The following is a 16,177-nucleotide window of genomic DNA, read 5'->3' as shown; positions in this document are numbered from 1 at the left end:
CCCAGGAGAAAGAGACGTGGAATGAGCCTCGCGCAACGCCTGACCATCACCCAGCCCATGCGGGTCTTCTGGATCACCTGGTTCGGCCAGCTCATCTCGATCCTCGGCTCCGGCCTCACCGCCTTCGGCGTGGGCGCGAAGATCTTCCTGGACACGCGCTCCACCACGCAGTTCGCGCTGCTGTCCTTCTTCGCGTTCGCGCCCATGGTGGTGCTGTCCCCCATCGCGGGGACGCTCATCGACCGGTGGGACCGCCGCCGCGCCATGCTGCTGGCGGACCTGGGCAACGGCTTCACCACGATGCTCATCTTCGCCATGGTGCTGGCCAGCAACAAGGGCCTGTTCGAGCTCAAGGCCTGGCACTTCTACCTGCCCGTCTCCCTGGGCGCGTGCTTCGGCGCCTTCCGCTGGCCGGCCTTCTTCGCCACGGTGACGTTGATCGTCCCCAAGCAGCACCTGGGCCGCGCCAACGCCATGGGGGAGGTCGCCAGCGGCGCCAGTCAGATCCTCTCCCCCATCATCGCGGGAGCGCTCATCGAGCGCGTGGGCCTGGTGGGCGTGCTGTCCGTGGACGTGTGCAGCTTCCTCGTCGCCGTCACCACCCTGCTGATGGTCCGCTTCCCGCGCCCCACCGCCTCCTCGGAGGGCCAGCAGGGCAAGGGGTCGCTGCTCGCGGAGATGAAGCAGGGCTGGACCTTCATCAGCTCGCGCAAGGGCCTGGTGGCGCTGCTGAGCTTCACCGCCGTGGCCGTGCTGTGCATGGACCTGGTGGTGCTGCTGATCACCCCGCTGGTGCTCGCCTTCACGGACATCTCCACGCTGGGCGTCATCGCGTCCATCGCGGGCGTGGGCGCGCTGCTGGGCGCCGTCTGCATGGGCATCTGGGGCGGCGCCAAGAACCAGCTCCACGGCATCCTGGGGTTCCATGCGCTGTCGGGCCTGGTGCTCTTCATGGCCGCGCCGGCGCCCAGCGTGCCGCTCGTGGCCACCGCCGCCGCGCTCTACCTGTTCACCATGCCGCCCGTGATGGCGGGCATCCAGTCCATCTGGCAGCGCAAGATCCCCGCGGACCTCCAGGGCCGCGCCGCCGCCGTGAAGCGGATGCTCATCCTCTGCGTGTCGCCGTTCGCCAGCCTCATCGCGGGGCCGCTCGCGGACGACCTCTTCGAGCCGGCCATGCGTGAAGGGGGCGTGCTCGCCAGCACCATGGGCCGCCTGCTGGGCGTGGGGCCGGGGCGCGGCATCGCGGTCATCTTCATCGTCCTGGCCGTGCTGACGCTCATCAACGTCGTGGCCGGCTGGCTCAACCCGCGCCTGCGCAACATGGACAAGGAGCTGCCGGACGCGCTCCCGGACGCGCCGCCCGCCCCCGCGGACACCGCCACCCCCACCCCGCCGACCGCCCCCACCGCTGGAGCCTCCGCGTCATGAGTGCCCTCTCCCAGGTCCTGCGCATGCTGCGCATGTTGCCGTCCGCCATGGCCGTGGCCACCCCCGGCGTGGGCCCGTGGCTCGCCCGCCGCCGCTGGACGCGCGAGGACGGCACCCTCACCCTGCCCGGCCTGCACGGCAAGGTGGAGGTGCTGCGCGACACGTGGGGCGTGCCGCACCTCTTCGCCAGCGACGAGCACGACCTGTTCTTCGCCCAGGGCTACGTGCACGGGCAGGACCGGCTGTGGCAGCTGGAGATGGGCCGCCGGCTGGTGGACGGCCGGCTCGCGACCCTGCTGGGCCCCATGGGCGTGTCCGCGGACCAGTTCCTGCGCACCATGGGCCTGCGCCACATGGCCGAGCAGGCCTGGGCCCAGGTGGACCCGGAGGCCCGGGCCATCCTGGAGGCGTACAGCGCGGGCATCAACGCGCGCATCGCCGCGGAGCCGCTGCCCTACGAGTTCACCGTGATGAGCACCACGCCCGAGCCCTGGACGCCCGTGGACTCGCTGGCGCGCGGCAACCTGCTGGCCATGATGCTGGGCGGCAACCACCGGCTGGAGCTGTTCCGCGCGCGGCTGGTGGCGGCGGTGGGCGAGGAGGTGGCCAACGCGCTGCTGCCGCAGAACGCGCCGGAGACGCCCCTCATCGTCCCGAAGGAGGCGCGCCTGCAGGGCCTGAAGGACGTGAAGGCGATGTCCGGCCTGGACAGCGTGGACACCGTGATGGGCGACCCGAACATCGTCTCCGGCAGCAACAACTGGGTGGTGCACGGCCAGCGAACGAAGAGCGGCCAGCCGCTGCTCGCCAACGACGTGCACATCCCGCTGAGCATGCCGTCCACCTGGTACGAGAACGGCCTGCACGGCGGCCGCTTCCAGCACGTGGGCTTCTCCCTGCCCGGCGTGCCCATGCTCATCGTCGGCCACAACGGGAAGGTGGCCTGGGGCATGTCCAACCTGGGGCCGGACACGCAGGACTTCTACATCGAGAAGCTGGACGACCCGAAGGCGCCCAGGCAGTACCTCTACCAGGGCACGTGGCACGACCTGGAGGTGCGCCGCGAGGAGATCGCCGTCAAGGGCGGGGCCCCGGTGGTGCTGGAGGTGAGGAGCACCCGGCACGGCCCGCTGATGAACGTCGTGATGGCGGAGGAGCTGAAGGACAGCGAGCCGCTGGCGCTCAGGTGGGCGCACCGGGAATGCCAGCCGCTCATCAACGCCGTGCTGGAGCTCAACCTGGCGACGGACTGGGAGTCCTTCCGCGCCGCCATGAAGCGCTGGGAGGGGCCGGGCCAGAACTTCGTGTACGCGGACACGGCCGGCAACGTGGGCTTCCAGGCCACGGGGAAGATTCCCATCCGCCAGGGCCACCAGGGCCTCATCCCCGTGCCGGGCTGGACGGGCGACAACGAGTGGACGGGCTTCATCCCCTTCGAGGAGCTGCCCGCGTCCTTCAACCCGCCCGCGGGCTACGCGGCCACGGCGAACAACAAGATCACATCCGACGACTACCCGCACCTCATCGCGCACAACTGGTTCCCCGGCTACCGCGCCAAACGCATCACCGACAAGCTGGAGGCCAGCACGCAGCACACCGTGGACACGATGAGGGACATCCAGGCGGAGACGTACTCGCTGCCCGCGGAGGCGCTGCGCCCCTACTTCCTGGCGGCGGCGCTCCCGGCCGACGACGTCCAGCGCCAGGCCGTGGAGGCGCTGAAGGCGTGGGACCTGCGCTTCGAGCCGGAGGCCGTGGGCGCCACGGTGTTCCAGGCCTGGTACATCGAGGTGCTGCGCAAGCTGCTCCAGCACAAGCTGGAGCCGTCGCTGGTGAAGGAATACCTGATGGGCCAGTACGAGCGGCACGGCAGCCTGCACATGCCCTTCGTCATCGGCCTGATGTCCCAGCCGGACAGCCCCTGGTGGGACGACCCGAAGACGCCGGAGCAGGAGACGCGCGACGACATCCTCCGCGCGGCCCTGGGCGTGGCCACCGCCTGGCTGGTGAAGACCTACGGCCCGAAGCCGGAGGCCTGGGCCTGGGGCCGGGTGCACCAGCTCACCTACGCGCACCAGTTGCTGGGCGGGCCCGCCATCCCCGGCGCCATCCGGCGCGTCTTCAACACCCGCGCGGTGCCGGCCCGGGGCGACAACTACTCCGTGGACGGCGCGTCGTTCCTCTGGAGCCACCCCTTCAAGGTGGTCCATGGCACCGCACTGCGGATGATCGTGGACCTGGCGGACCTGTCCCGCTCGGTGTCCATCCACGCGCCGGGGCAGTCGGAGCACCTGTTCCACAAGCACCGCGACGACCTGATGGAGCTCAGCCGCAAGGTGGAGTTCCACCCCATGCTCCACACCCGCGAGGCCGTGGAGCAGCACCGCGAGGCCACGCTGACGCTCGCGCCGGCGGTGGCCCTGGCGAAATAAAACAACCCGGACTTGAAGGCCGCCACTCCCCCCGGAGCGGCGGGCCTCCAGGCCCGGGTCCATTGCGTTTCAGGCCCCAACGGGCGCCGGCACTCGTCTTCGCGTCGGGTTCCCCCTCAGAAACCCGACGCTTCCCCCTTCTATGTGCCAGCCCCTGCGGTCCCCCCCATTTCCCGCACATGCCACGGTGAGCTAAGAAGTCCCCCGACTCCGTCACTCACCGTATCGCTGCCGCGCGGGCCCCCCTGCTTCCCGTGCTGCGATGAAGGAACAGTACCGGGCCCCCCTGTTTCGGTCTGTGAAGCGGCCCACAACCCCGGTGTGAAGGCGTTCACACCCGCCGGACTTGTCCGCCGGGCCTGGATGGGAGGGTTCCCTACCTGTATCCGGGGATTCCGGGCAGAATGGCGGTCCCCTCATGTCCTACGCGCAGCTGCTGGCCGAAATCCCCATGTTCGAGAGCCTCGGCCGGGAGGACCTGGAGAACATGTCGTCGCTCCTCCAGCCCCGGCGCTTCGCCCGGGGCGAGGTCATCTTCCACCGGGGAGACGTGGGCACGGCCCTGTTCATCATCCGGCGGGGCCAGGTGGCCATCCGGCTGTCCTCCAGTGAGGGGCGGGAGATCACCCTGGCGCTCCTGGACCGGGGGGACGCCTTCGGGGAGCTGTCCCTCTTGGACGGGGAGATGCGCTCCACGGACGCGCTGGCGCGCGAGGAGGCGCACCTCCTGACGCTCCAGCGCGACGACTTCCGGCGCTACCTGGAGACGCGGCCGCAGGTGAGCCTGGCGCTGCTCGCGAACATGAGCCGGCTGGTGCGGCGCACGACGCAGCTCGTGTACGACTCGGCCTTCCTGGACGCGCGCAGCCGGCTGGTGCGGGTGCTGCTGGAGCTGGCGAAGACGCAGGGGAAGCCGTGCTCCGAGGGGCTGGTCATCACCCCGAAGCTCACGCAGTCGGAGCTGGCCAACCTCTGTGGCGTCACCCGCGAGAGCGTCAACAAGTGGCTGCGCTACTACGTGCGCGAGGGGATGCTCAGCTTCGAGGGCGGACAGATCATCCTCCTCCAGCCGGAGCGCCTGGGGCAGGACGCGGAGTAGCCGTCAGCCGCGCACGCGGAAGAGGGACAGGGGCTCGTCGCGGCCCTTCACCCGCACCGGCTCCAGCGGCTCCAGCGCGAAGGCGTCCGCGTCCAGGAGGACGCGCGTCGCCTCGGTCATCAGCACCTCGCCCGGGCGCGCGACGCCGCACACGCGGGACGCGACGTTGGTGGCGTCCCCCACGGTGGCGTACTGGAGGTAGCGCTCCGAGCCGATGTTGCCCGCGGCCACCGGGCCGGAGTTGAGGCCGATGTGGACCTGAAGCTCCGGCGCGCCCTCCGCGCGCCAGCGGGCGTTGAGGTCCGCCAGGGCCCGCTGCATCTCCACGGCCGCGCGCACGGCCCGGTCCGCGTCGTCCGGCCGGGCGAAGGGGGCGCCCCACACGGCCATCAGCGCGTCGCCGATGTACTTCTCCAGCGTGCCCTCGTGGCGGAAGACGACGTCCGCCATCACCGGGAAGTACGCGTTGAGCATGTCCACCACCTGCCGCGGCTTGAGGCGCGAGGACATGGCGGTGAAGCCGGTGATGTCGGAGAAGAGGATGGTGACGTTCGCCTCGCGCACCTCCAGCGGCACGCCCCGCAGCGCCTTCAGCTGGCGCACGACGTCCGGCGGGAAGAAGCGCTGGTAGGCGTTGCGCAGCACCGCCTCCTCCTCCAGCCGCCGCGCCAGGTGCGCGTGGTCCAGCGCGATGGCGGCCTGGTTGGCGAACGCGGTGAGGAACTCCAGGTCCTCGTCGGTGAAGAGGCCGCCGTGCTTGAGGCTGTCCAGGTACAGCACGCCCAGCACCGTGTCGCGCGTGCGCAGGGGCACGCAGAGGGAGGCGCGGATGGACTGGCGGAAGACGGAGTCCGCGCCCACGAGCCGCGCGTCGTCCTGCGCGTCCGTGAAGAGGGCCGCCACGCCGCGCGAGTGCACGTAGTCCACGATGTGCTGGCTGTAGAAGCGCTCCGGCAGCGCCCCTCCCAGCGCGCCCCGCGCCACGCGCGGCGCCAGCGCCCCCGTGTCCCGGTCCGCCAGCAGCACCGCCGCCCGGTCCACCGCCCATATCTGGAAGACGAGTTGCAGCACCCGCTCCAGGAGCCCGTCCACCGGGCCCGGCGAGGAGAGGATCTGCCCCACCTTGAGGAGCACCTGGAGCTTGTCGCGCGTGCGGTCCGGCGAGCGCGTGTCGAGCAGCGCCTCCATGGGCCCGCTGGAGAAGCGCGTCTCCAGCGGCTGCGTGCGCACCGGGCCCCAGCCGTCCGGCAGCGGCGCGTCCTGGGACACCAGCCGGAACCACACCTCGCCGCAGCGGAAGGACTGGCCGTGGCCCAGCTCCTGGCGCGACACGCGGTGCGGCCCCACGAAGCTGCCGTTCTTGCTGTCCAGGTCCACCAGCACCACGCGCCCGCCCGCGCGCTCCAGCCGCGCGTGGCGCCGGGACAGGCTGGGGTGCGGCACGCGGATGCCGTTCTCCTCGGTGCGGCCGATGGTGGTGGTGCCCTCCGGCAGCAGCACCACCCGTTCATCCACCTGGCCTGGGTTGAGGATGAGGCGCATGGCTCAAGAGCGCGTGGAGAGGGCGCGCCTCAGGTGGGCCCCTTGGCCGTGAAGGCCCCGGGCTGGGGTGGGGAGGCGGGCGAGTCCAGGACGGCGGGGGCCACCTGTTCGGAGGTGCGGTCCACGGAGGAGGCGGACTGGCTGCCGTGGCGGGCCACCACCTCGCGCACCGCGAGCGTCCGGCCGCCGGGGCCCGGCAGGTGCCGCTCTCCGGCGGGCCGGCAGTCGAAGGTGCTCGCGAGCCGGGCGGCGAGCGCCTCGCTCACCAGCACCTGGTCGCGCGCGGCCACGGTGGCGAGCCGGGCCGCCGTGTTCACCACGTCGCCCAGCACCGTGTGGTCCAGGCGTCCGCGCCCGGCCGCGCCCACGTTGCCGGACAGCACCGGCCCGGTGTCCACGCCCATGCAGACGCCGTGCGCGTAGGGGGACGCGTCCCCGCCGCTCCACGCCAGGCCCTGGAGCCGCTGCCGCACCGCGAGGCAGGCGTCCAGCGCGCGCGCCACGTGGCCCTCGCCCTGGAAGACGGCCATCACCGCGTCGCCCAGGAACTTGTCCACCACGCCGCCGCGCGCCTCCAGCTCCGGGAGGATGACCTCGAAGTTGGCGTTGAGCCGGCGCAGCGCGGACTCCGGTGGGTGCTGGCGGGTGACGGCGGTGAAGTCCGCGACGTCCAGGAAGGCCACCGTGGCGTCCACCTGCTCGCCCGCGAGCGCGCCGGGGCCGCGCACCAGCGGCAGCACCCGGTCCACGATGCCGCCGTGCACGAACATGCGCAGCAGCGCGTTCTCCTCCGTGGAGCGCACCGCGCGGCGCAGCTCCGCCACGTGGCGCACCGTCTTGGCCAGCGTGGACTCCAGGTCGTCCAGGTCCACGGGCTTCACCAGGAAGTCGAACGCGCCCCGGTTCATCGCCGCGCGCAGGTTGGGCATGTCGCCGTACGCGGAGACGATGACCACCTTCACCAGCGGATCCACCTCCCCCACGCGCGACAGGAAGGTGAGCCCGTCCATGCGCGGCATGTTCAGGTCGCACAGGACGGCGTGCGTGTCCGGGTGCTGGCGCAGCGCCTCCAGCGCCTCCTCGCCGTCGCGCGCGAAGACGAAGCGGTAGACGCCGTCGCGCACGTGCCGGCGGAAGCGCTGGCGCATGAGCAGCTCCACGTCCGGCTCGTCGTCCACCACCAGCACCGTGGCGGCCTGGGCGGCGCGGCCCGCCTCCACCAGCGCGACGAAGGCGGCGGCCAGCTCCCGCGCGGAGGTGAAGCGCTGCTCGGGCTTCGGGTGCAGCGCGCGCTGGAAGAAGGCGTCCCCGCCCGGGCCCAGCTCCGGAACGAGCTGCGCGACGGGCACCGCGGGCGGGTGGAAGGTGCCGCGCAAGAGCGCGCCCACGGACTCGGGCCCGTAGGGGAACTGGCCGGTGAGGGCGCGGTAGAGCACCACCGCGAGCGACCAGAGGTCCGCGCGCGCGTCCAGGTCCGGATCCGCGCGCAGCTGCTCCGGGCTCATGTAGCGCAGCGTGCCGGTGAGCCCCTCGGCCTGCGCGGGCGCGCCCGTGGGGATGAGCGAGCGCGCGAGCCCGAAGTCGAGCACCTTCACCATCTCCTCCCCGTCCACGTGCGCGAGGAAGAGGTTGGCGGGCTTCAGGTCGCGGTGGACGAGCCCCGCCGCGTGCGCCGCCGCCAGGGCCCGGGCCACCGGCGTGACGAGCGCGGCCACCCGGGCCGGGGACAGGCGCCCCTGCTGGGTGAGGCGCGTCTCCAGGTCCTCGCCCTCCAGCAGCTCCATGACGATGTACGGCACGCCGCCGTCCACGCCGGAGTCATGCACCTGCACCACGTGCGGGTGGCGCAGCCGGGCCACGGCCTGGGCCTCCTGTTCGAAGTGGCGGTGGGCCTCCGGCGTGCGGGCCACCCCTTCGGACGCGATGAGCTTGACGGCCACGTGCCGCTGGAGCTGCAGGTCGACGGCCCGCCAGATGGCGCCCATGCCACCGCCGCCAATCCTGCGCTCCAGCGCGTACCTGCCGCCCAGCGGGCGCCCGGTGTCCATCAGCCCTGTGTCTCCATCCGGGCACGGCCTGGCGCGCGTGCCTCGCGAAGCCGGGGATGATGGCACACTTGCCCCCGCTCCCGGCGTGCCCATTCGGCGCCGCGTCCGGCCCGCCTGCACGCCTGGTGTGGGAGGAGGGACGTCAGGTGCGGGTCAGCGCCTGCGCGAGCCGGGGCAGGACGTCGCCCGCCCGCGCCTCCACGCGCACCGCCGCGAGCCCATCGCCCCGGCTCTCCCCGAGGTTGAGGATGCCGATGGGGATGCGCCGCTCGGCGGCGCGGGTGACGAAGCGGTAGCCGGAGTAGACCGTCAGCGACGAGCCCACCACCAGCAGCGCGTCCCCCTCCTCCACCAGCGCGAACGCGTCCTGCACCAGCGGCGCCGCGACGTTGTCGCCGAAGAACACCACGTCCGGCTTCAGCGTCCCGCCGCAGCGCGTGCACGCGGGGACCCGGAAGCCCTCCACCGCCTCCAGCGGCAGCTCCGCGTCGCCGTCCGGGCGCGCCTCCACCCCGGCGTGCGCGAAGTCCGGGTTGAGGCCCAGCAGCCGCGCCTGGAGCGACGCGCGGGGCTCCTGCGCGCCGCACGCCAGGCACCGCACCCGCGACAGCGCGCCGTGGAGCTCCAGCACGCGCTCGCTGCCCGCCGCGGGGTGCAGGCCGTCCACGTTCTGGGTGATGAGCCCCGGCACCACGCCCGCCTGCTCCAGGGCGGCCAGCGCGCGGTGCGCCGCGTTGGGCCGGGCGGAGGTGAAGCGCGGCCAGCCCAGCAGGCTGCGCGCCCAGTAGCGCTGGCGCACCTCCGGCTGGCGCAGGAACTCGCGGTGCTGGATGGGGTTGCGCACCTGGTGGCGCGTCTCCGGGCCGCGGTAGTCGGGGATGCCGGACTCGGTGCTGCATCCGGCGCCGGTGAGCACCACGACGCGGCGTCCGCGCAGCAGCGAGGCCAGGGCGTCCACGCCCGCTTCGGGCGCGAGCGCGGCGACAGGGGAGTCCATGAGGCGCGTCATTGCACCCTCCGTATAACGTGTCCCCCTCGCGCCCGCCGGGAGGGGGCGCTCACCGGACGAGCGCGTCCCGCGCGGGGTCCGCGGGCTTCGGCGGGGCCATGGCCGCCTTGAGGTCCCTGCGCGCGCTGGGGGGCAGCTTGCCGATCCAGCGGTCCATCGCCTGGCGCAGCTCCGGCACCGAGGACTCGTCGTCGGGGAGCGCGGCGACCTCCTGGCGGGCCTCCGCGGCGAGCCGGAGGGCGCGGACCGGGTCCTGCTTCGCGTCCCACAGCGCGCGGGCCAGCATGTAGCGCGCGGCGGGGCGCTCCGCCGGGCGGGGCCGGGCGCGCTCCCAGCCCGCGACGGCCTTCTCCAGGGGGGCCAGCGCCTCGCGCGGGCGGCCGAGCACCATGTACGTGCGCCCCAGGTCCACCAGGGCCCCCGTCCAGCCGCCGTTCACGTCGTCCGGCAGGGACGTCTGGAGCGCGGCGGCGCGCTGGAAGTACGGCAGGGCCTGGTCCGGCTGGTTGCGGTAGCTGAGCGTCTGGCCCATGCCCCGGAGCACCAGCGCCAGCGTGGGGTGGTCCGGGCCCAGGCTCTTCTCCACCTGCTCGAGCGCCGTGGCGAAGCGCTGGGTGGCCTCCTCCAGCCGGCCCATGTGCACCAGCAGCGTGCCGATGTTGTTGACGATGATGGCCACCGTGGAGCTGTCGCGCCCCTCCGTCGTCTCCGCGATGTGCAGCGCGCGCTCGTACAGGGGCAGCGCCTCCTCGCGCTTGCCCTGGTATTGCAGCGCCAGCGCCAGGCTGTTGAGGGCGTCCGCCACCTGCGGGTGGTCCATGCCCAGCGAGCGCTCCAGCAGCGCCAGCGCGCCCCGGGCCAGCCGCTCCGCCTGCACGAAGTCCCCCTGCTGCCAGCGCACGCTGGCCTGCTCCAGGCGGATGCGCGCCACGTCCGGGTGCTCGGGCCCCAGCGCTCCGCGCACGGTGCCCAGGGCGCGCTCGTACAGGGCCAGGGCGTCCTCCGTGCGCCCCTGCGAGCGGCGCACGGTGCCCAGCTCCACGCGCACGTCCGCGACCTCCAGGGCCTCCGGGCCGAAGCGCTTCTCCATCAGGGACAGCGCGCGGGTGAGCTGCTCGTGCGCCTCCGGGTAGCGGCCCTGGCGCGACAGCAGCCGGCCCAGGTTCATCGCGAGCACGCCGGCCATCTCCCTGCTGCCGCCCAGCCGCTCCACCGCGGCGCTGGCGCGCTCCGCGGCCTGCTGCCCTTGCGCGTACTGGTCCAGCCGCTCCCCGGTCACGCGCACCGCCAGCGTCCACGCGCGCGCGGCGGCGTCGTCGTTGCGGCCGGCCTCCGCGGTCCACGCGGCCTGGAGCACCGCGGCCTCCGCGCCCCGGTAGTCCCCGGCCCCGTCCTTCAGCTCCGCGAGGAGCAGCAGCGCGTCCGCGGCGCCGGCCCAGTCCCCCGCGGCCCGCGCGGCCTGGGCCACCGGCTCCATGCGCGCCACGCCCTGGGAGTAGCGGCCCGCGGCGCGCAGGGCCCTGGCGTCCACCAGCGCCTGGAGCAGCGCGACGGTGCGGTCCCGGGCGGCGGCGTCTTCCGACGCGGAGTGCCCGCGCGACGTCAGCGACTCCACGTCCGAGCAGGCCACCAGCGGCGCCAGCCCCTCCACCGCGCGGGGCGCCCGCTCCACCAGGTCCGGGTCCGCCTGGGTGAAGAGCTGCGTGAGCGCGGCCACGTCCGCCAGCCGCGCGTCCAGGCAGCGCATGCGCAGCGCCATCACCGCCTCGCTCTGCTCGTGGCGCACGCGGGTGGCCTCGCACGCCGCCGTGCGCGTCGTCACCCACGCGGCGGTGTACGCGTCCAGGCCGCGGCGCACGTGCCGGAAGGCGTCGTGCGCGAAGCGGCGCCCGGTGCCGAGGAAGGCCGCCTCCACCGCCTGCTGGCGGGGCGCGTCCCACACGCCGCCCATGGCGCGCGAGGCGCCCTCGCAGCCCGTGGTGTCGCGGCCGTGGAGGAAGTGCGTGAGGCCCACCGCGGACAACAGCAGCAGCGACGCGCCCGCCACGCGCAGCCGCCGCGTCCGGAGCGCCGCGGGGTCCGCCTCCAGCGCGGCGATGAGCGCCTCCATGGAGGCGTGGCGGTCCTCGGGCTTCACGGCCAGCCCCTTCACCACCACCTTGCGCAGCCACTGCGGCACGCCGGAGTGCCGGGGCACGCCCTTCACGCGCCCCGCGTGCACCGCCTGGGACAGCTCCTCCACCGTGCCGCCCGCGAAGGGGCGCTCGCCGTAGAGGCCCTCGTAGAGCGCGGCGCAGAAGCCGAACTGGTCGCTGCGTGCGTCGGTGCGCTCCTCGGGCGGGAACTGCTCCGGGGCCATGTACGCGGGCGTGCCGCCCTCCATGGCGCGCGGATGCGTGGGGCTCCCGGGCATCACCGGCGGGGTCACGGCGCCGGACATGATGCGCGACAGGCCGAAGTCCGTGACGCGCACGCGGCCATCCTGGCCCACGAGGATGTTCTCCGGCTTCACGTCGCCGTGCACCACGCCCACCGCGTGCGCGGCGGCGAGCCCCCGGGCCACGGCGAGGAAGACCTCCACCACCTGGCGCCACGGGTGCGGACCGTCGTGCTCCCACGTGCGCAGCGTGTGCGCGTCCACCAGCTCCATGGCCAGGAAGACCTGCCGGCCGAAGGTGCCCACGTCGAAGACGGAGACGACGTGCGGGTGGGAGACGCGGGCCATGGCCTGCGCCTCGCGCAGCACCTGCGTGCGGCCGGCCTCCGCGCCCAGCCCCAGCGCCTCCACCTGGAGGAGCTTGAGCGCCACGCGGCGGTCCAGCTCCGGGTCATAGGCGGCGTACACCACGCTCATCCCGCCCACGCCGAGCATCTCCAGGATGAGGTAGCGGCCCACCGCCGTGCCTCGCGCCAGGGGCGGCGTGGGCAGGCGCAGGCGCGACTTCTTCCCGCGCCACGGGTCCACGGCCAGCGTGGCCAGCTGGCTGTCCAGGACCTCCTCGTCCGGAACGGGCGCGGTGTCGGCCGGAGGTTGCACCTTCAGCGCCTCGGACACCATGCGCCGGCAGGAGGGGCACGTGTCCAGGTGCTCGTCGACGAGCGCCGTCCTGTCGGGAGGCAGCGTCCCGAGCAGGAGGTCCATGAACGTGGGTTCGTCCAGACAGGCGAGGGGCATGGGGGCACGGAGGGACGATGGCAGCACAGCAGGAGTCACGGCGTGCGTCGAGTCACCTCGGGGACGTTTCAAGCGTTGACGGGTCGCCTGCCCGGTGGGTGGGACGTCGCTTCGCGAACGCCCCCGCCCCTGCGTATTGAGGCAGGGGTGGCTTTCTGTAGGGTACGAGCATGCGGCGGTCGCGACGTCTCGGATGGGCCGGGCTGATCTCCCTGGCGCTGCACGCCCTCGTGTTCGGGCTCCTGTGGACGCGGGGGCCCGCGTCGTCCACCGGACGCAGGGCGCCGCCGCGCGCGAAGGCGGTGGAGGTGGAGATCGTCACCGTGCCGGCCGGGCCGCCATCGGCCTCGGAGCCGCAGGCCCAACTCGCGACACGGGAGCCGCCGGCCCCGGCCTCTGGCATTCCGGTGGGGGACCCGCCGAAGGGCGCTCCCACGCCGCTTCCCCCGGAGGGGACGCGCGAGGCGCCGGCACATCCGCCGTCCCCCTCGAAGCCACGCGCGCCGCCTCCGTCCGAGCCAGCGACCGCGATGCGAGAGCCCGCGGCACCTCCTGCTGCCGCGACGCACGAGCCCGTGGTGCCCTCGCCTCCTGCCGCCGCGACACGTGAGCCCGTGGTGCAGCCACCTCCTACGACCGCGACGCACGAGGCTGTGGCCCCGCCTCCTACCGCGACGCACGAGGCCGTGGCCCCGCCTCCTGCCACCGCGACGCACGAGCCTGTGGCCCCGCCCCCTACCGCGATGCGCGAGCCCGTGGCCCCGCCTCCTACCGCGACGCACGAGCCCGTGGCCCCGCCTCCTGCCACCGCGACGCACGAGCCCACCGCGCCGCATCCTGCTGTCGTCACCCGGGAGCCGGCGCCTCCCGCCGCCGCGACGCACGAGCCCGCTCCGGCCCAAGACGCGCCGCGCGCTTCGGCGGACGACATTCCACGCCTGGACATCGCGACCCGCGCGCCCGCTCCGGACGGTGATCGCCCCGGGGTGGACGCGCCGCGCGCGCAGCCTTCGGGCCCTCTTTCCCCGAACCTGCTCCCCTCCCCCGGATCGAGCACGGGGGTCATCATCACGACGCCGGAGAACTCGCGGGGCGGAGGCCGCACGCTGCGCCCTGGCGACCCCAGCCTGTCCGCCGAAGCCCTCGCCGCCGAGGAGCACGCACGCGTGTCGGAGCGCGTGCAGGGCATCGTCGACGAACGCCGCGCGCGCGACCGCGTGGACACCGGCCGCGTCCATCCGTACTTCGGCACGCTGCGCGCGCAGTTGGAGAAGCAGATGGACGCCCCGCCCCTCTTCGACATGCCCAGCTTCCCCAAGCAACTGATGTACGCGTACGCGGAGAAGGCCAGACAGTTCGGCGCCACCGGCTCCCCCGGGAGCACGCCCGGGCTCCGCCGGGCCCCCAGGCCGGGCGAGGTGCTCGCGAAGCGCACCCGCGACGAGCCCGGCTACGACCGCCTGCGCGGCCTGTCCCAGGCGGGCGAGGAGCTCCAGGACTTCGCCCACGGCGTCAGCACGATGAAGCTCACGGTCACGCTGGAGCTGAACCAGGGCCCGGACGGCCTCCTGCGAGAGGTGAAGCTCATCAGCCGCAGCGGCAACCGAGCCTACGACGACTACGTGCTCCAGGCCGTCCCACCCGCGCTGGGGAAGGTCCCCGCGCCGCCCGAGGACGCGATGGGCGTGCACACCGACGGCATCCGCAGCGTGTGGGCCGTGGAGGGCCGCATCGTCTACGTGCGCAAGGTCAGCGACATGAAGAAGGGCACGGACAACGTCTACCTCGCCGCCCTGGCCGCCGCGGGACTCCTCGCCGGCAACTTCGACGAGACCACCGGCGAGGTCTACGTCGTCGACGTGCGCAACCCGCACTTCGAATGCCGCTCGCGCCTCCTGCGCGTCTACTGACTCAGGGCGTGAACGCCTCCGGCCACCGCACGCCGCCGCCCAGGGGCCACAGCGCCTCCGCCACGTCGAGCAGCGCCCCGTCCGCCCACCGCCGCCCCACGAGCTGCGCCCCCACCGGCAGGCCCGCCGACGTGCGCCCCAGCGGGAACACCACGACCGGACTCCCCGTCGCGTTGAACAGGCAGGTGAACCCGCCCAGGGCCTCCAGGTAGCCCCGGGGCGCACCGTCCACGTCCACCGGCCCGCCGAACGGCGTGTGCACCGGCGCGGCCGACATCGCCACAGGCACCAGCCACGCGTCCCAGCCGGACAGGAAGTCCTCCAGCAGGGCGATGTGCGCGTCCCGCCGGCTCAGCGCCGCGCCGTAGCCCGCCATGTCCAGGCGCGTGCCCTGGAGGATGGCCCGCGCCAGCCGGTCGCTTTCGTGGGGAAGGAACTGCTGCTGATACCCCTCGCGCGCGGGTGGAGGCAGGGGCGCGCCCACCTCGCCGCCCTGCATCAGCCCCCACACCTCCACGAGGTCCGCGACGTCCTGCCCCGCGGGCACGGCCTGCTCCACCACCACGCCCTCCGCGCGCGCGGCGGCGGTGAAGCGCTGGAACGACTCCCGCGTCTCGCGGTCGGCCTGGAAGGGCCCCAGCGTGTCCGTCCACGCCAGCCGCAGTCCCTGCCGCGCCCGGGGCTTCGCGGCCCCCAGCGGCGCGACGGGCGGCACCTCCGGGGCGAGCGGATCCGCGCCCTCGATGAGCGACAGGATGAGCCGCAGGTCCGCCACCGAGCGCGCCAGCGGCCCCACGCACGCCATGTGGCGCACGTGGCGCGGCCCGCCCGGCATGTCCGGGATGTGGCCCACCGTGGACACGCGGTTCTCCGTGGGCTTGATGCCCACGACGCCGCAGCAGTGCGCCGGCAGCCGGATGGAGCCGCCGATGTCGCTGCCCAGCTCGAACGGGGTGAGCCCCGCCGCCACCGCCGCCGCCGCGCCGCCGCTGGACCCGCCCGGCGTGCGCGCCAGGTCATGCGGGTTGTTCGTCCGGCCGAAGAGCGGCCCATCCGTCTGGAAGTCCCCGGCGAACGGCGGCAGGTTCGTCTTGCCGAAGACGAGGGCCCCCGCCGCCTTCAGCCGGGCCACCGCGGTCGCGTCGCGCGCGGGCACGTGCTCCGCGAAGAGCGGATGGGCGGACGTCGTGCGCAGCGCCTCGGTGCTGAACGCGTCCTTCACCGTGAAGGGCACGCCGTGCAGCGGGCCCCACAGCTCGCCCCGGGCGAGCGCCGCGTCCGCCGCCTCCGCCCGCTGCCGGGCCCGCGCCTCGTCCCAGGTCACCACCGCGTTGAGCGCGGGGTTGTGCTGGCGCGCTCGCGTGAGGAAGGCCTCCAGCGCCTCCACGGCGGTGACCTGGCGCTCGCGCAGGGCCGCGGCCAGCTCCGTCGTCGTGAGGGACACGAGCGCTCGCGCGCGCCCGGAGCCCGAGGACTCCCGTAGCGAGACCGATGATTTCATGTGCGTGCGCTCCCGGAGGCCGGCCCCGGC

Annotated in this window: 9 protein-coding genes; 4 read left to right on the top strand and 5 right to left on the bottom strand. The window is 73.8% G+C overall.

Features of this window, described 5'->3' with window-relative positions; genetic code table 11:
• Positions 1 to 21 precede the first annotated feature (21 nt).
• The 3 genes from U8525_RS16370 (at position 22) to U8525_RS16360 (ending at position 4,962) form a co-directional block, all read left to right on the top strand.
• A complete protein-coding gene (locus U8525_RS16370) occupies positions 22 to 1,431 on the top strand; it encodes an MFS transporter (protein WP_374266638.1) in 1,410 nt (469 codons plus the stop codon).
• Positions 1,428 to 3,863, top strand: coding sequence for a penicillin acylase family protein (locus U8525_RS16365; RefSeq protein WP_374266636.1), 2,436 nt, complete (start codon positions 1,428 to 1,430; stop codon positions 3,861 to 3,863). Before U8525_RS16370 ends, U8525_RS16365 begins: the two co-directional genes overlap by 4 nt.
• Positions 3,864 to 4,281: 418 nt before the next feature.
• The gene (locus U8525_RS16360; protein WP_374266634.1) at positions 4,282 to 4,962 is read left to right on the top strand and encodes a Crp/Fnr family transcriptional regulator; all 681 of its coding nucleotides are present in this window, start codon (positions 4,282 to 4,284) and stop codon (positions 4,960 to 4,962) included.
• Positions 4,963 to 4,965: 3 nt separating this feature from the next.
• Here U8525_RS16360 and U8525_RS16355 read toward each other — a convergent pair whose 3' ends face one another.
• The 4 genes from U8525_RS16355 to U8525_RS16340 form a co-directional block, all read right to left on the bottom strand.
• The gene (locus U8525_RS16355; protein WP_374266632.1) at positions 4,966 to 6,504 is read right to left on the bottom strand and encodes an adenylate/guanylate cyclase domain-containing protein; all 1,539 of its coding nucleotides are present in this window, start codon (positions 6,502 to 6,504) and stop codon (positions 4,966 to 4,968) included.
• Between the two features lie 29 nt (positions 6,505 to 6,533).
• Positions 6,534 to 8,552, bottom strand: a complete 2,019-nt coding sequence (locus U8525_RS16350; protein WP_374266630.1) for a protein kinase — start codon at positions 8,550 to 8,552, stop codon at positions 6,534 to 6,536.
• 142 nt (positions 8,553 to 8,694) lie between these two features.
• On the bottom strand, positions 8,695 to 9,549 hold the full coding sequence (locus tag U8525_RS16345; RefSeq protein WP_374266628.1) for an NAD-dependent protein deacetylase: 855 nt from the start codon (positions 9,547 to 9,549) through the stop codon (positions 8,695 to 8,697).
• A gap of 61 nt (positions 9,550 to 9,610) precedes the next feature.
• Positions 9,611 to 12,703, bottom strand: coding sequence for a tetratricopeptide repeat protein (locus tag U8525_RS16340; protein ID WP_374266626.1), 3,093 nt, complete (start codon positions 12,701 to 12,703; stop codon positions 9,611 to 9,613).
• Between the two features lie 788 nt (positions 12,704 to 13,491).
• Between U8525_RS16340 and U8525_RS16335 the strand changes: the two genes are divergently transcribed.
• Positions 13,492 to 14,646, top strand: a complete 1,155-nt coding sequence (locus U8525_RS16335; RefSeq protein ID WP_374266624.1) for a TonB C-terminal domain-containing protein — start codon at positions 13,492 to 13,494, stop codon at positions 14,644 to 14,646.
• A 1-nt stretch (position 14,647) separates the two neighbouring features.
• On the opposite strand, the gene U8525_RS16330 is transcribed toward U8525_RS16335, so the two are convergent.
• Complete coding sequence (locus tag U8525_RS16330) at positions 14,648 to 16,147, bottom strand: amidase (protein ID WP_374266622.1); 1,500 nt, start codon at positions 16,145 to 16,147, stop codon at positions 14,648 to 14,650.
• Positions 16,148 to 16,177: the final 30 nt, after the last annotated feature.

Origin of the sequence: Corallococcus sp. RDP092CA, from assembly GCF_041903675.1 — a bacterium.
Taxonomy (GTDB): Bacteria; Myxococcota; Myxococcia; order Myxococcales; family Myxococcaceae; genus Corallococcus.
This window is presented reverse-complemented; position numbering and strand designations above follow the sequence as displayed.